The organism is Streptomyces sp. NPDC001714, from assembly GCF_042892755.1.
In the GTDB taxonomy this organism is placed as follows: Bacteria; Actinomycetota; Actinomycetes; order Streptomycetales; family Streptomycetaceae; genus Streptomyces.
The window spans coordinates 139,509-158,384 of the sequence record NZ_JBIAUL010000005.1; the positions used below are offsets into that span (position 1 = coordinate 139,509).

The window sequence follows — 18,876 nt, forward strand, 5'->3', positions numbered from 1 at the left end:
ACCCCCAGCGCCCACCCGTGCCGCCTGGGGGCACCTCCCAGGCCCTTAAGGCACTGGGGGAGGCACGACTGCCCGCGGTTGGGGAGAAACCGCTGGGCAGCGCCCCGCCAGGGGCGCGGGGAACTGCGCGAGCAACCCCCACCCACCCGCAGTCGCAGCACCACCGCGCCACCCCTCTTTGTTTCACCCGTCCACCCACATTGGCCGATCCGCCAATCCCACCCCCAGACCTCTGACCGATCCTCCCAGCCACCCACAGCCGTTCTCTCCGCATCATCAGGGCCAGACAAGAGCCCACGGCGGAGGGAACGGCACAGTGGAGACAGTGGGGACACGGCCCCGGCAGCAAGTCGGCACCACAGGCCGGCTCACCCGGCGGCAATCCGTCGGCGCCCTCGTCGGGGAGGCGGACGCGAGTCCGTTGAAGCGGACCATGGGCGTCACCCAGCTCACCCTGCTGAGCGTCGGCGCGACCCTCGGCACCGGCATCTTCGTCGTGCTCGGGCAGGCCGTGCCCGAGGCCGGCCCGGCGATCGTCGTCTCCTTCGTGCTGGCCGGTGTCACCGCCCTGTTCTCGGCCCTGTCGTACGCCGAGCTCGCCGGCATGATCCCCGGCTCGGGATCGTCGTACAGCTACGCCTACGCCACCCTCGGCGAACTCGTCGCCTGGGTGTGCGGGTGGTGCCTGATCCTGGAGTACGGCGTGTCGGTGGCCGCCGTCGCCGTCGGATGGGGGCAGTACGTCAACGAACTGCTCGACCTCGTCTTCGGCGTCACCCTGCCGGACTCGCTCAGCGCCCCGCCCGGCGCCGGCGGCACGCTCAACGTCCCGGCCGCGCTCATCGTCGTCCTCGCGATGGTCGTCCTGCTGCGCGGGGCCAAGGAGAGCGCCGTCGCCAACGTCGTCATGGTCGGGGTGAAGATCGCGGCCCTCGTGATGTTCTGCGCGGTCGCCTTCACCGCCTTCCACGCCGGCAACTTCCAGCCGCTCTTCCCGCTCGGCGCCGCCGGGATGAGCGCGGGGGCCGCCTCGCTCTTCTTCTCCTACATCGGCTTCGACGCCGCGAGCACCGCCGGGGAGGAGGCCCGCAACCCGCAGCGCGACCTGCCGCGGGCGATCATCCTCTCCCTCGTCCTCGTCACGGCCCTGTACGTCCTGGTGGCCGTCGCCGCGCTCGGCGCGATGCCGTGGAAGCGGTTCGCGGGGACCGAGGCGACGCTCAGCGAGGTGCTGGTACGGGCGGTCGGCGGCGGCGACCTGTGGCCGATCCTGCTCTCCGTCGGTGCCGTGGTCGCCACCACCAGCGTCGTCCTCACCGTGCAGTACGGGCAGATCCGGATCCTGTACGCGATGTCCCGCGACGGGCTCGTGCCACCGCTGTTCGCCAAGGTCCACCCGCGCACCGGGGTGCCCCGCGCCAACACGGTGATCGTCTCCTCCTTCATCGCCGTCCTCGCCGCCCTGGTGCCGCTCGGCAGCCTCGCCGACGCCACCAGCATCGGCACCCTCTTCGCGTTCATGCTGGTCAACCTGGCCGTGGTGATCCTGCGGCGGCGCAGCCCCGAGGCGCCCCGCTCCTTCCGGGTGCCGTTCTCCCCGGTCGTACCCGTCCTCGGCATCGGCTTCTGCGGCTACCTGCTGTTCAGCCTCGGCGCCGACACCTGGATCGCCTTCGGGGTGTGGATGGCCGTCGGCCTCGTCGTCTACGGCTGCTACGGCATCCGCCATTCCAAGCTCGGCACCCGGGACCTGGTGTGACCGCCCTCGACCTCACCGCCGACGTCGTCGACCTCACCCGGGCCCTCGTCGACCTCCCCTCCGAGAGCGGGGCGGAGGCCCGGATCGCGGACGCGGTGGAGCACGCCCTGCGCGGCCTCGGGCACCTCGAGGTCGACCGCGTCGGCAACACCGTGGTCGCCCGCACCGCCCTCGGCCGGGGCCGGCGGGTCCTGATCGCCGGTCACCTGGACACCGTCCCGGCCGCCGGGAACCTGCCCTCCCGGCTCGCCGACGGGTGTGTGCACGGCCTAGGCGCCTGTGACATGAAGGGCGGGGTGGCCGTCGCCCTGCGGCTGGCCGCCACCGTTCCGGAACCGGCCGTCGACCTCACCTTCGTCCTCTACGAGTGCGAGGAGGTCGAGGGCGAGCGCAACGGACTCGGTCTGCTCGGACCAGAACTCCTCGCCGCCGACCTCGCCGTCCTCATGGAGCCCTCGGACGCCGGGGTGGAGGCCGGCTGCCAGGGGTACCTGAGCGCCGACGTCGTCGTGCGCGGGCGGCGGGCGCACACCGCCCGCGCCTGGCAGGGCGTCAACGCCGCCCACCGGGCCGCCGGGGTGCTCCAGCGGCTCGACGACCACATCGCCGAGCGGATCGTGATCGACGGGCTGGAGTACCGGGAGGGGCTGAGCGCGGTCGCCGTGCGGGCGGGGGTCGCCGGGAACGTCGTACCGGACGAGTGCGTCGTCAGCGTCAACTACCGCTTCGCGCCCAGTCGTTCGGTGGCCGACGCGGAGGCGTACGTGCGACGGCTGTTCCCGGAGTACGAGGTACGCGTCACCGAGGTGGTCGCCGGAGCGCTGCCCCGCCTGGACCGGGTCGCCGGGTTCGTCGAGGCGCTCGGGGCCGTGCCCCGGCCCAAGCTGGGCTGGACCGACGTCGCCCGGTTCGCGGCCCTTGACGTACCCGCCCTCAACTACGGCCCCGGGGACCCCTCCCTCGCGCACACGCCGGGGGAGTACGTGCCGGTCGGGCAACTGCACGCCTGCGAGCGGAACCTCAGGGCGTGGCTGCTGCGCTGAGCCCGGCCAGCACCCGCAACTGCAGCCACAGCACCAGCCGTTCGTCGGGATCGTCCAGGTCGATCCCGACGTGCTGCCGGAGCTGGCGCAGCCGGTAGCGGCAGGTGTTGGGGTGGACGGCCAGCAGTTCGGCCGCGCCCGCCATGTCGCAGCCCGCGTCGAACCAGCAGACCAGGGTGCGGGCGTACTCGGTGCCGTGCCCGGCGTCGTACGCCAGTACCCGCTGCCAGGCCCCCGCACTCAACTCCCGGCGCTCGCCGAGTACTTCGGCCAGCCGGAGCAGGGTGACCCGGGGGCGCACCTCGTCCACCGTGGCCACCGGGGACCGCGCGTCCAGCACCCGCAGCACCAGGTCCGCGTCCGCCCGGGAGCCGGCCACCTCGCCCACGTCCGGGACCAGTTCCCCCAGCCCCGCCCGCACCGGCACCCGCAGCGCCTGCCCGGCCCGCCGCACGATGTCCTCGGCCAGCGGCCGGTGCCGTGCCCCCGGTCCGGGCAGCAGCGCGTACACCACCCCGTCGGCCAGCACACACGCCTGCCTCCCGTAGCGCGCCTCGCACTGCAGCCGTACGACGTCCAGCAGGCGCAGCGCGGTGCGTTCGGCGTCCGGCACGTTGGTGGAGGTGTCGAGCGCGAACGCGGCCACCCGTACCTCGCCCTCCACCCCCAGGCGGGCCGCGGCGGCCGGGGCGTCCGCCGTGCCGTCCAGGAGCCGGCGCAGCAGGTCGCCGCTCTGGTGGCGGGCCAGTTCCTGCGCCGCGCGGGCGCGCAGCAGGAGCAGGGCGGCGGTGGCGGCGCCCTGCGCGAGGGTCTCCTCGGCGTCCGGCGCGAGCGCACCGCCGTCGACCACCCAGACCGAGCCGAGCGTCTCGCCGCCGGCCCGCACCGCCATCGCCAGCCGGGGCAGGTCGGCGTCCCGCAACGCCGGGAGCCTGACCGGCCGTTCGGCGGCGAACAGGGTCCGGTACTGCTCGGTGTTCTCGGCGCTGGCCGGCACCTGGAGGCCCAGGATGCCCTGCCGGCGGTCCTCGTCGACCGGCTGGCCGGCGACGGTGGAGTAGGCGAGGATGCGCTGCCGGGGGTCCTCGATGGCGGTGGCCCCGCCGACGCCCGCCGCGATCGCGTCCGCCAGCGCGAACAGATCGCCGAGTCCGCTCCCGGGGGCCGCCGGGCGGGCGCCGATCGCCGAGGCCAGCAGCAGGTGCACGTGGTGCCAGGCGGCGTCCTCGTCGACCGACAGCAGCGCGATCCCGTGCGTCTCCGCCTCCCCGACCGGGCCGTCCGCGCCTCGCACCACCACCCCGGTCAGCCCGGCCTCGGCCGCCGCCCGCACCAGCGGCCCGGCCGCCGCCGCGCGCACCCCGACCGCCAGCAGCAGCGCACCCGGCCGCCGGGGCAGCGGGGCGTGGGCGTCGTACAGCAGCGCCTCGGTCACCGGCACGGTCAGCCCGGCGGGGGCCGTGTGCAGCCGGACGGAGGGACCGCCGACGACGTCGAGCAGGTCGCCGAGGGTGCAGGCGTCCATGGGAGTCCTCAGGGAAGCAAGGGAAGCGGGAAGCAAGGGAACCGGGAAGCGAGGGAAGCGGGCGCTTGGCCGATCTCCCCATGACGATATGCATTCCTTGTCCGTCCGCACAACGCACCGGAGCGGGCCGGCTCGGAGACTCGGATCATGACCCTGACCGTGACCGGAGTCAGCATCCGTACCGTCCACGACGTCGCCGGGCTCGCGGCCGTCACCGGCTACTTCAGCGATGTCTGGCAGACGCCCCGCACCGCCCCGCCCTACCCGGCCGAGGTCCTGCACAGCCTGGTCCACGCGGGCGGCGCCGTGCACGCCGCCTACGACGGCACGCGGCTGGCCGGGGCGGCCGTCGCCGTGTTCGGCCCGGACCGCGACACCTACTCCCTCGTCGCCGCCGCCGACCAGGGCCTCGGGCACGCCGTGAAGCGGGCCCAGCGCGCCTGGGCCCTGGACCTCGGCGCCCGCACCATGCGCTGGACCTTCGACCCGCTGGTCGGCCGCAACGCCCGCTTCAACCTGGTCAAGCTGGGCGCCACCGGCACCGAGTACCTCGTCGACTTCTACGGCCCGATGGCCGACGGCGTGAACGACGGCGACGAGAGCGACCGGCTGACGGTGACCTGGGACCTGACGGCCGATCCCGCACCGCCCGCCACATCCGCGACTTCCGCCACACCCGTCCCGCCGTTCGGCGTCCGGGACCGCGAGAACGCCCCGGCCAGCCACCGCGGCCCCGACGGCGAGGTCCTCGCCCGCCGCGACCCCGGCGACCGCGCCGTGTGGTGCCGGGTGCCGGAGGACGCTGTACGGCTGCGGGCCGCCGACCCGGCGCTCGCCCTGCGCTGGCGGTACGCCGTCCGCGAGGTGTTCACGGCGGCCTTCGCCGAGGGCTTCCGGGCCGTGGGGATGTCCCGGGACGGCTGGTACACGCTCGCCCGCACGACGGGGGCGACGGCGTGAAGCTGGAGCGCGTGGAACTCGTGCAGGTGGCGATCCCGCTGGTCACGCCCTTCCGTACGTCCTTCGGGACCATGACGACCAAGGACACCTTCCTGCTCCATGTCGTCACCGACACCGCCGAGGGCTGGTCGGAGTTCGCCGCCGATCCCGAGCCGCTGTACTGCTCGGAGTTCGTGGCCGGCGCGGAGATCGTGCTCCGCGACTTCCTGGTGCCGCGGGTGGCGGCGGTACGGGACCTCACCGCCGCCGCGGTCGGCCCGGCGACGGCGAAGGTCAAGGGGCACGAGCTGGCGAAGGCCACGCTGGAGACGGCGGTGCTGGACGCGGAGCTGCGGACCTACGGGATGCCGCTGTCCGTGTTCCTGGGATCGGTGCGGGACCGGGTGCCGGCGGGTGTCTCGGTCGGCATCAAGGATTCGGTCGGCGAACTGCTGGACGACGTCGAGCGGTACCTGGCCGAGGGGTACGTCCGGATCAAGCTGAAGATCGAGCCCGGCTGGGACGTCGAACCGGTACGGGCGGTGCGCGAGCGGTTCGGGGACGCGCTGCCGCTCCAGGTCGACGCGAACACGGCGTACGGCCTCGCCGACGCGGAGCACCTGCGGCGGCTCGACGAGTTCGGGCTGCTGCTGATCGAGGAGCCGCTGGAGGAGGACAACCTCCACGGCCACGCCCAGCTGCAGCGCCGGATCGCGACGCCGGTCTGTCTCGACGAGTCCCTGCACGGCGCCCGGGACACGGCGGCCGCGATCGCCATGGACGCGTGCCGGGTGGTGAACGTGAAGCCCGCACGGGTCGGCGGCTATCTGGAGGCCCGCCGGATCCACGACGTGGCCCGTGCCCACGGGGTCCCGGTGTGGTGCGGCGGCATGCTGGAGACCGGGATCGGGCGGGCGCCCAACCTGGCGCTCGCGGCGCTGCCGGGGTTCACGCTGCCGGGCGACACCTCGGCGTCGGGCCGGTACTTCGCGGAGGACATCACCGAGCCGTTCGTGCTGGAGGACGGGCACCTCCCGGTGCCCACGGGGCCCGGGATCGGGATCGAGCCGCTGCCGGACGCGCTGCGCCGGTTCACCCGCGAGCGCCGCGAGCTGCTCACGCGCTGACCGGGACGGTGGCCTGAACAGGTCGCCACGTTAGATTGACTCCGTGCTCTCACGTCTCACGCGTCTCCAGGCCGTCGCCGTCTGCGCGGTTCCCGTCGTGGCCCTGATCGGTACGGCCGTCTTCGCGCCGCTGCCGTTCTCGGTGGCCCAGCCCGGGATGACGGCGAACGTGCTCGGCGCCAACAGGGGCACCCCGGTGATCACCGTCTCCGGGGCGCCGACCCGCACGACCAGCGGGCAGCTGCGCATGACGACGATCGAGGCGACCGGGCCGGACGCGCGGGTCTCGCTCGGCGACGTGATCGGCAACTGGTTCCGGACGGACCGGGCCGTGATGCCGCGCGACTCGGTCTACCCGAGCGGCAACAACGTCCAGGAGATCGAGCAGCACAACACCGAGCAGATGGAGCAGTCGCAGGACGCGGCGACCCAGGCCGCCCTGAAGTACCTCGACCTGAGCGCGAACAAGGTCAAGGTGACGCTGAAGCTGGCTGATGTGGGCGGGCCGAGCGCGGGGTTGCTGTTCTCGCTCGGGATCATCGACAAGCTGGACGGGAACGGCAGCGGGGGAGACCTCACCGGGGGGAAGAACATCGCCGGCACGGGGACCATCAGTGCGGACGGTGCGGTGGGGGCCGTGGGCGGGGTCGCGCTGAAGACGCAGGCCGCGCGGCGCGACGGGGCGACGGTGTTTCTGGTGCCGGAGGACGAGTGCGGGGACGCCAAGGCGGAGTTGCCGAAGGGGCTGCGGTTGGTGCCGGTGACGACGCTGAAGGGGGCCGTGTCCGACTTGGTCGCGTTGGAGAAGGGGGAGAAGGTCCCCAGCTGTTGAGTTCCGGGTGCGGGTGGGCGGGGGCTGGTCGCGCAGTTCCTCCCCCAGCCTTGGAGTCCTCTGCAACGAGTCCTTTGCATCGACTTCTTTGTAACTCCCGCCGGGGTGCCGCTACTTCGCCTCTTCGCTGTCCGCCGCGGCCTGTTCCACCAGCGGGATGATCCGCAGCGGAACAGGGTTCTCCATGACGATCGCCGTGGAGGCCCGGACGATGCCGTCGAAACCGACGACACGGTCGATCACCCGCTGGAGATCGGCGTTGGAGCGGGCCACCAGCCGGCACAGCATGTCGCCGGTGCCGGTGGTGGTGTGCAGCTCCAGCACCTCCGGCACGGTCGCCAGGTGCGCCCGCACGTCCGGCCCTTGGCCCTGCCGGATCTGAAGGGTGGCGAACGCGGTGACCGGGTAGCCGAGGGCCGCCGGATCCACCTGGGGGCCGAACCCCTGGATCACGCCGTTCGACTGGAGCCGGTCCAGGCGCGCCTGCACGGTCCCGCGGGCCACGCCCAGCCGACGGGACATCTCCAGCACCCCGATGCGCGGCTCCCGGGCCAGCAGCACCAGGATCCGCCCGTCCAGATGATCGATCGCCATGCCCGCCTCCGGATGGTCACCCTGTACAGAAAGTCCGCCAGTACAGTCGTACTGCTGAGCATATTGCCCAGTGGAAACGTCATCTATTGCGCACCTTGCGGGCCGGGTTCACCCTTCGGGCATGACGCAGACCACACAGCACACTCCCGCCGCGACCGCCCGGCAGAGCGACCCCTTCCCGGTCAAGGGAATGGACGCGGTCGTCTTCGCCGTGGGCAACGCCAAACAGGCGGCGCACTACTACTCCACCGCCTTCGGCATGCGGCTGGTCGCGTACTGCGGTCCGGAGACCGGCAGCCGCGAGATCGCGAGCTACGTCCTGGAGAACGGCTCGGCCCGGTTCGTCCTCACCTCCGTCATCAGGCCGGACACCGAGTGGGGCCACTTCCTCTCCCGTCATGTGGCCGAGCACGGCGACGGTGTCGTCGACCTCGCCATCGAGGTCCCGGACGCCCGCGCCGCGTACACCTACGCGGTCGAGCACGGCGCGCGGTCGGTGGCCGAGCCGTACGAGCTGAAGGACGAGAACGGCACGGTCGTCCTCGCCGCGATCGCCACGTACGGCGAGACCCGCCACACCCTCGTCGAGCGGACCGGGTACGACGGCCCGTACCTCCCGGGGTTCGTCGCCGCGTCCCCGATCGTCGAACCGCCGGCTCGCCGCACCTTCCAGGCGGTCGACCACTGCGTCGGCAACGTCGAACTCGGCCGGATGAACGAATGGGTCGACTTCTACCACCGGGTCATGGGCTTCACGAACATGAAGGAGTTCGTGGGCGACGACATCGCCACCGAGTACAGCGCGCTGATGTCGAAGGTGGTCGCCGACGGCACCCTCAAGGTCAAGTTCCCGATCAACGAGCCCGCGATCGCGAAGAAGAAGTCCCAGATCGACGAGTACCTGGAGTTCTACGGCGGGGCGGGCGTCCAGCACATCGCGCTCAACACGAACGACATCGTCGAGACGGTACGGACCATGCGCGCGGCCGGCGTCGAGTTCCTGGACACCCCGGACTCCTACTACGACACGCTCGGCGAGTGGGTCGGCGACACCCGCGTCCCGATCGACACCCTGCGCGAACTGAAGATCCTCGCCGACCGCGACGAGGACGGCTACCTGCTCCAGATCTTCACCAAGCCGGTCCAGGACCGCCCGACGGTCTTCTTCGAGATCATCGAACGCCACGGCTCCATGGGGTTCGGCAAGGGCAACTTCAAGGCCCTCTTCGAAGCGATCGAACGAGAACAGGACCGCCGCGGCAACCTGTGACCCCCCGCCGCCCGCACTGCCCCCCGGCCTACTGCGGCAGCTCCTCGTTCGGGGGCTGGTTGCCGAGGGCCGTGAGGGTGGCGTGGGCTGCGGGGGTCTGGAGGGGGGAGAAGTACGGGTTGGTCCGCAGGGCGTCCTGGAGGTGGCGGCGGGCCGGGGCCTCGAGGTCCAGGTCGCGCTCGATCATGCCCCGGTGGAAGGCGTACGGCGCGCTGCGGACCCCGCCGCCCTTCGTCGAGTCGGTTGCGATGGAGGCATAGCGCAGCGCCTCCTTGTCGTCGCCGGCCCGGTGCAGCGCCCAGCCGAGGGCGTCCGCGACCTCGATGCCCGGCTGACGCTCCCACTCGGCCGTCAGCCGCTCGACCGCCTCCTGGACGTCCCCGTGGTCCGCCTCGTACTGCCCGATCACCAGATCGTCGTCGATCCCGGCCTCCAGCTCCCGCCGCACCTGCGTCCGCATCAGCTCGTACTGCGACTCCGCCTGCCGCCCCATCCCCAGCGACTCGTACAACTCGGCCAGCTCCAGGGCGACCTGCGGGGTCGGCCGGTGCGCGAGCGCCCCCTGGTAGGCGGTCAGCGCCTCCTGCGTACGGCCCAGCGCGGCCAGCGCCCGCCCCTGCCCGGCCCGCGCGGCCGACTGGTCGGGGTCGAGGCGCACGGCCGCCGTGAAGTGCCGCAGCGCGTCGTCGCGGTCGCCCCGCTCCCAGGCCAGCTGCCCGGCCTGGCACAGATACGCGGCCTGCTCGGCGGGCGTCCGGGCGGCCGCCGCGGCGTCGGTCACCTGGGCCACCGCGTCCTCGCGCCAGCCCCGGTCCCGGTACACCGCCGAGGCCCGCGCCTTCACCGCCGGCTTCACGTCCGCCCCGACCTTCAGCGCCATCAGCTTGTCCAGCGCGGACCGGGCCGCCTTGTAGTCGCCGAGCCCGTTGTACGCGTCGATCAGCACCGGGTACGCCGACCACCGCTTGGGCGCCGCCTTCATCGCCTCCTCGCCGAACCGCCTGGCCTCCGAGAAGTCCCGGCGCGCCACGGCCAGGGCCGCCAGTCCGCTCAGCGCCTCGGTGTTGTTCTTGCCGGCCACCTTGAGGGAGGTCTGCAGCGCGCGCTCGGCCCGGGGGTAGTCGCCCGTGTCGGCGGTCCGGCGCGCCCGCTCGACGTACGCGGCCCCGAGCACCGCCCAGGCCGCCGCGTCCTTCGGCTGCGCCCGCACCCGCGCCTCGCGGGCGCCGATCAGCGTCGTCAGGTCGGGCAGCGCGGCGGGCAGGCCGTTCAGGACGGCCGTCTGCGTCGCCGCGAGTGCCGCCGCCCGCGCGGCCGCCTGGGCGCGCGGCCCGGCCGCCGGGGCCGGCGCGGCGCGGTGCGGCTCGTGCGGCCACAGCATCAGCGTGCCGCCGGCCGCCACGCCGCCCGTCAGCGCGACGATCAGCAGCCGCCGCAACACCCGGCGACGGCGGCGCGGCGGTGCCGGTTCCGGGAGCAGTGAGGTGGCAGGTGGGGACGGTCGGTTATCCAGCGCGCACATGTCGGACACTGTGCGTCAATACGACCACCGCATCCGGGCGGCCCAAGGACGGACCTGTGGGGTTCACACCGATGGCCCCGGGTGCGACGCTGTGATCATGAGCCGTATCGAAGCGCCTCGGGACGAGGCCACCAGCAACCTCACCGACCGGCTCCTCGCGGGTCTGCCGGCCGACGCGGTCCTCGTCGATCCCGACGTGACCGCCTCCTACGCCAACGACATGGCGAGCTTCTGCCCGGCCGGCACCCCGGCCGTCGTCGTGCTGCCGCGCACGGTCGAGCAGGTCCAGCACGTCATGCGCGTCGCCACCGAACTGCGCGTCCCGGTCGTCCCGCAGGGCGCCCGCACCGGCCTGTCCGGCGCGGCCAACGCCACCGACGGCTGCATCGTGCTGTCCCTGACCAAGATGGACCGCGTGCTCGAGATCTCCCCGGTGGACCGCATCGCGGTCGTCGAGCCCGGCGTCATCAACGCCACCTTCTCCCGGGCGGTCGAGGAACACGGCCTCTACTACCCGCCGGACCCCTCCAGCTGGGAGATGTGCACGATCGGCGGCAACATCGGGACGGCCTCGGGCGGCCTGTGCTGCGTGAAGTACGGGGTCACGGCCGAGTACGTGCTCGGCCTGGACGTCGTCCTCGCGGACGGGCGGCTGATGTCCACCGGCCGCCGTACGGCGAAGGGTGTCGCGGGGTACGACCTCACCCGGCTGTTCGTCGGCTCCGAGGGCTCGCTCGGCATCGTCGTACGGGCCGTGCTGGCCCTCAAGCCCAAACCGCCGCAGCAGCTGGTGCTGGCCGCCGAGTTCGCCTCCGCGGCCGCCGCCTGCGAGGCGGTGTGCCGGATCATGGAGGGCGGCCATGTGCCGTCCCTGCTCGAACTGATGGACCGTACGACCGTCAAGGCGGTCAACGAACTCACCCGGATGGGCCTGCCGGAGTCCACCGAGGCCCTGTTGCTCGCCGCATTCGACACCCCGGACCCGGCCGCCGACCTCGCCGCCGTCGGCAAGCTCTGCGAGGCCGCCGGCGCCACCCAGGTGGTCCCGGCCGACGACGCCGCCGAGTCCGAACTCCTCCTCCAGGCCCGCCGCTCCTCGCTGGTCGCCCTGGAGGCCGTCAAGGGCACGACGATGATCGACGACGTGTGCGTGCCCCGCTCCCGGCTCGGCGACATGATCGAGGGCGTCGAGCGCATCGCGGAGAAGCACCGGCTGACCATCGGGGTCGTCGCGCACGCCGGCGACGGCAACACCCACCCCACGGTCTGCTTCGACGCCCAGGATGCCGACGAGTGCCGCCGCGCCCGCGAGTCCTTCGACGAGATCATGGGCCTCGGCCTGGAACTCGGCGGCACCATCACCGGCGAACACGGCGTCGGCGTCCTGAAGAAGGAGTGGCTGGCCCGCGAGATCGGGCCGGTGGGCGTGGAGATGCAGCGGGCCGTGAAGCACGTCTTCGACCCGCTGGGCATCCTCAACCCCGGCAAGCTGTTCTGACCCCGCGCTGCTCCCACCCGGCGCCCGTCCGGCGGGGCCCTCACTGGGCGAGCAGCTGGTCGAGCGCCTCGTCGATCCCCAGCCGCCCGCCCTCACTCCCCGGGGGCACCACCCGCAGCGTCCGCTCCAGCCAGGCGGACACCTGGGGGATCGGTGCTTCGAGCAGGGCGTCTCCGTCGGGTGAACTCAGCGCCATCAGCACGACGCTGCAGCCCTCCACCTTCGTCGGCCACACCCGCACGTCCCCGTGCCCGCACGGCCGGAACACCCCCTCCACGAGGAGGTCGCGGGCGAAGGTCCAGTTGACCGGTTGCTCGGAGTTGATGTGGAAGCTGACGTGGACGGCGTACGGGTCGTCGGAGCGGTAGGTCAGCCGGGCCGGGACCGGGATGCTCCGCTCGGGGGACAGGACGAGCCGCAGCTCCAGTTCGCGCTCCACCACGGTGCGATGCATGGCGTTCGGTTCCTCTCTCGGTCAGTCGTACGGGCGCCTTCGGGTGGGCCCGTACGAGTGGAGAGGCGCTGGGGGCGCGAGCATTACGCGGGTTCCGGGAAATTTTTTGCCGGTGCGGCGAAGGGGGTGCACAGGGCTGCCCGGAAAGGGGTGGGTCCTGCGGGACTGGCGGTGGCGGGCACCCGGGTCTGATAGATGTGGAGGCTCCCACATCACCCCCGAGCAGATACGGGATGACGGACATGACCGCCCCAACCCCGGCACCCGGTGACGAACGGCCCCGCGAGGGCTACTACCCGGACCCGTCCATCCCCGGCTACGTCCGTTACTGGAACGGCGCCGCGTGGGTGCCGGGGACCAGTCGCCCGGCCCCGTCCGACGGCGAGCCGCTCGTCCCGCCGCCCGGCTCGCGCCCCGCGGCGCCCGCGGCCCCGGCGGCGGTCGAGGAGACCGGCCCGCACTTCTTCGACGAGGACCCGCAGTCCGGCGGCGCCTCCGGCTGGGCGGCCGACGGGAGTCCCTGGGGAGCCCGGCCGGAGGCGGCGGGCTCCCCGGCCCGGCCGGACGGCCGGTCGTCCCGGACCGACGGCACGGCGTCGATCCCGCCGGCGGACCAGGGGGACATCGACTCCGGCGGCACGTTCATCTTCCGCAGGCCGACGGTCGGCCCGGCGGGGACCCCACCGGCGGCCCGGCCGCCCATGGACGACGGCACGCTGACCTTCCGGCCGATCCGGAGCGAGGACCCGCCGGACCCCGGGCCCGGTGCGGCCGGCTTCGGCGCGCAGGGCCCGGTCGGCGCTCCCGGCACCGCGGGTACCGCCGGTACCGCCGGCCCCGCACGCCCCGGCTTCGGCGCCGGAAAGGCGGCCGCGGCCCGTGCCGCCGCGGCCCAGGCACCGCCCGGCCAAGGTCCGTCAGCCCAAGGTCCGTCCGCCCAGGCCCCGGGACCCGCCGCGAGCCCCCGGCAGGTCGCCCCCGCCGTCCCCCCGCAGCAGTCCGCCGCCCCCCAGTCCCCGACGGCACCTGCCGCGCCCATGGCCTCCGGTGCCGGCGGCGGGCAGTCCTCCTGGGCCCAGCAGGTGCACCAGCTCGCAGGAGACCAGCCGGTCGCCCCCTGGAAGCCGCCGGTGGAGGACCCCTTCCAGGCGGCCGCCCGGCGGCAGGCGGCGGCCCGGCCCGCCGGGCTCGGCAAGCGGTTCGCGGCCCGGCTCGTCGACAGCCTGGTCGTCGGCGCGGTGACCGCGGCCGCCGCCGTACCGTTCGGGACCAAGGCCGCCGACCACGTACAGGACAAGATCGACGTGGCCAAGCTCTCCGGCCGTACCGAGACCGTCTGGCTGCTCGACGGCACGACCGGTCTGTACCTCGGCATCGTGCTCGGCGTCCTGCTCGTCGTCGGCGTCCTCTACGAGGTGCTGCCCACCGCCCGGTGGGGCCGCACGGTCGGCAAGAAGCTGTTCGGCCTGGAGGTACGGGACATCGAGGGCCACGAGCCCCCCGCCTTCGGCGCCTCCCTGCGCCGCTGGCTGGTGTACACCGTGCCCGGACTGCTCGGCATCGGGATCGTCGGCGTCGCCTGGTGCCTGTTCGACCGCCCCTGGCACCAGTGCTGGCACGACAAGGCGGCGCACACCTTCGTCGCCGGCTGACGGCCCGGCGTACCCGGACGGGCGTCCACCGGCCGTCGTCCCCCGTACGGCCGCTCGCCGGATGCGGGCCCGGCCGCCTCGCGGTGCACTCGGGCCATGAGCAACGAACCGCCCCCGCCCCCGGGCTCAGGAGAGCCCCCGGAGGACGATCCGTTCAGGAAGCAGCCCCCGCCGGACCGGAACGAGGGCCAGGGGGAGGGCCGGGGGCCGGGCGCGGGCTCGCCGTACGACACCCCGTACGGCGGCGCGCAACCTCCGCCGCCCTCCTACGGCGGCGGCCCCTACGGCGCGGGCGGCGGCGGACCCTACGGAGGCGGCGGCGGAACGGGTGGCTACCCCGCCGATCCCCTGGCCGGGATGCCGCCGCTCGCCGACAGCGGCAAGCGCACCCTCGCGCGGATCATCGACATGATCCTGGTGGGCATCGTGGTCGTGTTGCTCACCTTGGCGTTCGGGGTGAGCGAGTACCAGATGGACGGGGACAAGATCTCGGCCGGCCGGTCCTTCGCCCAGTCGCTCGTCGCCGCCGTCCTCTTCGTCGCCTACGACACCCTGCTGATCGCCAGGTCGGGGCAGACCCTCGGCATGAAGTGGCTCGGCATGCGGGTCGCCAACCTGTCCGACGGCTCCACGCCCTCCGCCCAGACCTCGCTGCTGCGCGCCCTGGTGCTGTGGGTGCCGTTCGCCTTCTGCTGTGCCTGCATCTGGACGGTGATCTGCGGCGGGTGGAGCTTCTTCGACAAGCCGTACAAACAGGGGCTGCACGACAAGGCCGCGAAGACGGTCGTGGTCAGTACGGGCTCGTAGCGAGGACCGGCACCGGGGGCGCACAAGCAGTCGGCGGGTCCGTCAGTCTCACGGACCCGCCGACTGCACCGGTGTGCGTGCGTCAGGGCGCGGTGGGCTCCCGGACGGGTTCGGCCGTGGCGGCGGCCACGGTCTCCCGTATGGGGACCCGCACCTCGGGCGATGCGATCGGGGCGGGCGCGGACTGTGCGACCGTGCGCGGCCGGGGGAGCGGAACCGTCATGGCCACCAGCAGTCCCAGACCGAGCGCGGCGAGCGCGATGACCGCGATCCCGATGCCCGAACTCGTCTGTGACAGCAGCAGCATGGCGAGCGTCGAGCAGATCACGGTGGCCGAACCGTAGACGAGCTGTGCCGGGGTCGGACGAGGCATGGCAATCGTGTCCTCGGAAGATTTGGGGGTGAGACGGGGAACCGGCCTTGGTTTCCACCGGCTTCCGGACGTTCCACCGTTCGACTCTATTCGCGTGCATGCCCGAGAGGAATGACCGGTAAGCGTGACCTAACCCACGGTACCGGTGCACAGGGGGCGCACGGTCGCATGGCATACGGCAACCGGAGGCATATGCGCGCCGGTTGAGCGAGGCTCTTCCGGGGTACCGCCGCGCCCGGCGTCCGTAAAGCGAACTTCTTCTCCGCATAGTGCAGTTGAAGTGTCCGAGTCAAGATCTGTCTTTTCTCGTAAACCAGTAGTCAAATGTCGTCACTTGAATCGACGCGTTGAACGTGCGCGCACGGACCCCCAACCATCACCCGGTCCTCCTTGCCGTGCGCGCGGCGCGGGGGAGGAACTCAAGTGACCAGCAGACCCTGGACGTTCAGAGCACTCGCCGTCGGCGTGACGCTCGCGACCGCCTCCGTAGGCTTCACCACCTTCGCGGTCGCCCAGACCGCGACCCCGGCGGCGACCGCCGGCACCGTTGACCGGCACGACCCCTCGACGAAGCAGGAGGAGCACGACCTCGACGGCCCCCTGAGCAAGACCCAGGAGGCCCAGCGCCAGGAGGCCCTCGACCAGGTCATATCCGGAAAGGCCCAGGTCAAGGACCGCGACGGTTCCAAGGTCGTCCAGCTCGAGGGCGAGAAGGGCGACAGCAAGTACGTCGAGCTCGGCCGCGAGAAGACGGACAAGATCTTCACGATCCTGGTCGAGTTCGGCGACCAGACGGACCCGCGCTACGGCGGCACCACCGGCCCGCTGCACAACCGGATAGCCGAGCCGGACCGCACCAAGGACAACTCCACGGCCTGGCAGGCGGACTACAACCAGGCCCACTTCCAGGACCTCTACTTCGGCACCGGCAAGAACACCGAGTCGCTGAAGAAGTACTACGAGAAGCAGTCCTCGGGCCGCTACTCGGTCGACGGCGAGGTCACGGACTGGGTCAAGGTCCCCTACAACGAGGCGCGTTACGGCAACAACGCCTGCGGCTCGACCACCTGCTCCAGCGTCTGGAACCTGGTGCGCGACGGCCTGAACGCCTGGGTCGCCGACCAGAAGGCGGCCGGCGAGTCCGACGCCGCCATCAAGGCCGACCTCGCCCAGTACGACCAGTGGGACCGCTACGACTACGACGGCGACGGCAACTTCAACGAGCCCGACGGCTACGTCGACCACTTCCAGATCGTGCACGCCGGCGAGGACGAGTCCGCGGGCGGCGGCGCCCAGGGCACCGACGCGATCTGGGCGCACCGCTGGTACGCCTTCGGCACCGACGCCGGCGCCACCGGTCCGGCCGGCAACAAGCTCGGCGGCACCCAGGTCGGCGACACCGGCATCTGGGTCGGTGACTACACCATGCAGCCGGAGAACGGCGGACTCGGCGTCTACGCCCACGAGTACGGCCACGACCTCGGCCTGCCGGACGAGTACGACACCAACGGCGGCGAGAACTCCACCGGTTTCTGGACCCTGATGTCCTCCGGCTCCTGGCTGGGCACCGGCAAGGAGGCCATCGGCGACCTGCCCGGTGACATGAACGCCTGGGACAAGCTCCAGCTGGGCTGGCTGAACTACGACGTGGCCAAGGCCGGCACGAAGTCCAGCCACAAGCTGGGCGTCGCCGAGTACAACACCGCGAACAAGCAGGCCACGGTGGTCACCCTCCCCGACAAGGCGGTCACCACCACCGTCGTGACTCCCGCCCAGGGCTCGACCCAGTGGTGGAGCGGCAGCGGCGACAACCTCAAGAACACGCTGACCCGTGACGTCGACCTGACCGGCAAGTCGTCCGCGACGCTGAACCTGGACGGCTGGTACGACATCGAGTCGGGCTACGACTACCTTTACACCGAGGTGTCCACCGACGGCGGCGCCAACTGGACCGCCCTGGACGGCACGGTGAACGGCGCCGCCATCCCGCGCGACGGCAGCGACAAGCCGGCGCTCACCGGTTCGGTCGACGCGTACACCAAGCTGTCGTACCCGCTGGACGCCTACGCGGGCCAGAAGATCCAGCTGCGCTTCCGCTACCAGACCGACGGCGGGGTCGCCCTCAAGGGCTTCGCGGCCGACGAGATCACCCTGGCCGGGGACGGCTCGACGGTCTTCTCCGACAACGCCGAGTCCGCGGACGCGGCTTGGACCGCCTCCGGCTTCTCCCGCATCGGCGCGTCCTTCACCAAGGACTACGCGCAGTACTACATCGCGGAGAACCGCCAGTACGTGTCGTACGACAAGACCCTCGAGGTCGGCCCGTACAACTACGGCTTCTCGACGACCCGTCCGGACTGGGTGGAGCACTACCCGTACCAGAACGGCCTGTTGATCTGGAAGTGGGACACCTCCGAGGCGGACGACAACACCAGCGTCCACCCCGGTACCGGTCTGATCCTCCCGATCGACTCGCACCCGACGGCGCTGAAGTGGTCCGACGGCACGCTGATGCGCAACCGCATCCAGGCCTACGACTCGCCGTTCAGCCTCTACGCGAGCGACGGCATCACCCTCCACAAGGCGGACGTGGCGACGAAGATCAGGCAGTCCTCCGGGGTGTCGGTCTTCAACGACCACAAGAGCGACTACTACGACGCCTCGAACCCGGCCGGCGGCGTCAAGATCACTGACACTAACACGAAGATCAACATCGTCTCGGAGGCCCGGGACGGCTCGACGATCTCCCTCCAGGTCGGCCCCGCGGTGAAGTAAGCGTTATTCCCGCAGGTCAGACACGTATCGGCGGCGACCCCTTGGCGGGTCGCCGCCGCTCGTGCTTAGGTGCGTCCTGTGGCTTTCTTATTGACACCGACGCACACGGGGGTGTGACCGCATGGCCGCAGGAGGGTTCTGCAAGCTGCCGAACGGCAGGGTGGTGGTGGCGCTGAACCTGCCCAGCCCCGCCACCGCGGACGGCTCGTCCGCCGTCCGGGTACTGATCCACGCCCAGAACCGCGCCCGGGCCCTGACGAGGCTCCGCAACCTCGGCATGCGAGCGGTCTACCTGCGGGGCAACGCCGCCCCACCCACCCCGGACGAGATCACCGCCGTCCTCCACCACCCCGACGGCCTGATATGGCGAACGGCCCCTGACAACGGTGTCACGGCACTGGAACTCTGGAGACCGATCAGATCCCTCCTCCGCAGACCAACAGCAGCCTGACGCCACCAGCGCTGAACGCTGAGCGCCGGGCTGTGCAGCCGACCCGGGGGCGCGGGGAACTGCGCGACCGGCCCCCACCGGCCCGCAGACGCCCACCGCCCGATCCGGCACCGCCGAGATCCGCCGTCGCGGCTGAGCGCCGCTGCGGCGGAAATCAATGTGACCGGCGGAAAGAGGGTCACCAGGGCTGAACGTTGAGCGCCGGGCTGTGCAGCCGACCCGGGGGCGCGGGGAACTGCGCGACCGGCCCCCACC

General features: G+C 72.2%; 16 protein-coding genes. 11 read left to right on the forward strand and 5 right to left on the reverse strand.

Features of this window, described 5'->3' with window-relative positions:
• Positions 1-316: 316 nt before the first annotated feature.
• Both ACFY0P_RS14890 and dapE read left to right on the forward strand, forming a co-directional pair.
• Positions 317-1,759, forward strand: a complete 1,443-nt coding sequence (locus tag ACFY0P_RS14890) for an amino acid permease (RefSeq protein ID WP_388911798.1) — start codon at positions 317-319, stop codon at positions 1,757-1,759.
• On the forward strand, positions 1,756-2,802 hold the full coding sequence (gene dapE, locus ACFY0P_RS14895; RefSeq protein WP_388911801.1) for a succinyl-diaminopimelate desuccinylase: 1,047 nt from the start codon (positions 1,756-1,758) through the stop codon (positions 2,800-2,802). The genes ACFY0P_RS14890 and dapE overlap by 4 nt, the downstream gene beginning before the upstream one ends.
• On the opposite strand, the gene ACFY0P_RS14900 is transcribed toward dapE, so the two are convergent.
• Positions 2,780-4,327, reverse strand: coding sequence for a PucR family transcriptional regulator (locus tag ACFY0P_RS14900; protein ID WP_388911803.1), 1,548 nt, complete (start codon positions 4,325-4,327; stop codon positions 2,780-2,782). The two genes, dapE and ACFY0P_RS14900, sit on opposite strands and share 23 nt — an antisense overlap.
• 147 nt (positions 4,328-4,474) lie before the next feature.
• Between ACFY0P_RS14900 and ACFY0P_RS14905 the strand changes: the two genes are divergently transcribed.
• The 3 genes from ACFY0P_RS14905 to ACFY0P_RS14915 are packed head-to-tail and all read left to right on the forward strand — an operon-like array spanning position 4,475 to position 7,225.
• Complete coding sequence (locus ACFY0P_RS14905; RefSeq protein ID WP_388911805.1) at positions 4,475-5,287, forward strand: chorismate synthase; 813 nt, start codon at positions 4,475-4,477, stop codon at positions 5,285-5,287.
• Positions 5,284-6,393, forward strand: a complete 1,110-nt coding sequence (gene menC, locus ACFY0P_RS14910) for an o-succinylbenzoate synthase (protein WP_388911807.1) — start codon at positions 5,284-5,286, stop codon at positions 6,391-6,393. Before ACFY0P_RS14905 ends, menC begins: the two co-directional genes overlap by 4 nt.
• Positions 6,394-6,436: 43 nt before the next feature.
• The gene (locus tag ACFY0P_RS14915; RefSeq protein ID WP_388911809.1) at positions 6,437-7,225 is read left to right on the forward strand and encodes a S16 family serine protease; all 789 of its coding nucleotides are present in this window, start codon (positions 6,437-6,439) and stop codon (positions 7,223-7,225) included.
• Positions 7,226-7,336: 111 nt separating this feature from the next.
• Here ACFY0P_RS14915 and ACFY0P_RS14920 read toward each other — a convergent pair whose 3' ends face one another.
• Entirely contained in the window at positions 7,337-7,819 is a 483-nt protein-coding gene (locus ACFY0P_RS14920) for an Lrp/AsnC family transcriptional regulator (RefSeq protein WP_388911811.1), read from the reverse strand.
• A gap of 121 nt (positions 7,820-7,940) precedes the next feature.
• Between ACFY0P_RS14920 and hppD the strand changes: the two genes are divergently transcribed.
• Positions 7,941-9,089, forward strand: a complete 1,149-nt coding sequence (hppD, locus tag ACFY0P_RS14925; protein ID WP_388911812.1) for a 4-hydroxyphenylpyruvate dioxygenase — start codon at positions 7,941-7,943, stop codon at positions 9,087-9,089.
• A 28-nt stretch (positions 9,090-9,117) separates the two neighbouring features.
• On the opposite strand, the gene ACFY0P_RS14930 is transcribed toward hppD, so the two are convergent.
• Positions 9,118-10,611, reverse strand: a complete 1,494-nt coding sequence (locus tag ACFY0P_RS14930; RefSeq protein ID WP_388911815.1) for a tetratricopeptide repeat protein — start codon at positions 10,609-10,611, stop codon at positions 9,118-9,120.
• A 91-nt stretch (positions 10,612-10,702) separates the two neighbouring features.
• Between ACFY0P_RS14930 and ACFY0P_RS14935 the strand changes: the two genes are divergently transcribed.
• On the forward strand, positions 10,703-12,109 hold the full coding sequence (locus ACFY0P_RS14935; protein WP_388911818.1) for an FAD-binding oxidoreductase: 1,407 nt from the start codon (positions 10,703-10,705) through the stop codon (positions 12,107-12,109).
• A 40-nt stretch (positions 12,110-12,149) separates the two neighbouring features.
• On the opposite strand, the gene ACFY0P_RS14940 is transcribed toward ACFY0P_RS14935, so the two are convergent.
• The gene (locus ACFY0P_RS14940) at positions 12,150-12,563 is read right to left on the reverse strand and encodes an SsgA family sporulation/cell division regulator (RefSeq protein ID WP_388911820.1); all 414 of its coding nucleotides are present in this window, start codon (positions 12,561-12,563) and stop codon (positions 12,150-12,152) included.
• 242 nt (positions 12,564-12,805) lie between these two features.
• Here ACFY0P_RS14940 and ACFY0P_RS14945 point away from each other — a divergent pair, with 242 nt between their 5' ends.
• Together ACFY0P_RS14945 and ACFY0P_RS14950 are read left to right on the forward strand one after the other, a co-directional pair.
• Positions 12,806-14,215 (forward strand): RDD family protein, encoded by a 1,410-nt coding sequence (locus tag ACFY0P_RS14945; protein ID WP_388911823.1) that lies wholly within the window; start codon positions 12,806-12,808, stop codon positions 14,213-14,215.
• A gap of 96 nt (positions 14,216-14,311) precedes the next feature.
• Positions 14,312-15,022 (forward strand): RDD family protein, encoded by a 711-nt coding sequence (locus tag ACFY0P_RS14950; protein WP_388911826.1) that lies wholly within the window; start codon positions 14,312-14,314, stop codon positions 15,020-15,022.
• Positions 15,023-15,104: 82 nt separating this feature from the next.
• Here the strand turns inward: ACFY0P_RS14950 and ACFY0P_RS14955 are convergent, their stop codons facing one another.
• Complete coding sequence (locus tag ACFY0P_RS14955) at positions 15,105-15,395, reverse strand: hypothetical protein (protein ID WP_388911829.1); 291 nt, start codon at positions 15,393-15,395, stop codon at positions 15,105-15,107.
• A gap of 423 nt (positions 15,396-15,818) precedes the next feature.
• On the opposite strand from ACFY0P_RS14955, the gene ACFY0P_RS14960 reads away from it, so the two are divergent.
• Both ACFY0P_RS14960 and ACFY0P_RS14965 read left to right on the forward strand, forming a co-directional pair.
• Entirely contained in the window at positions 15,819-18,170 is a 2,352-nt protein-coding gene (locus tag ACFY0P_RS14960; RefSeq protein WP_388911832.1) for an immune inhibitor A domain-containing protein, read from the forward strand.
• Between the two features lie 121 nt (positions 18,171-18,291).
• On the forward strand, positions 18,292-18,621 hold the full coding sequence (locus tag ACFY0P_RS14965; RefSeq protein WP_388911835.1) for a hypothetical protein: 330 nt from the start codon (positions 18,292-18,294) through the stop codon (positions 18,619-18,621).
• Positions 18,622-18,876 lie beyond the last annotated feature (255 nt).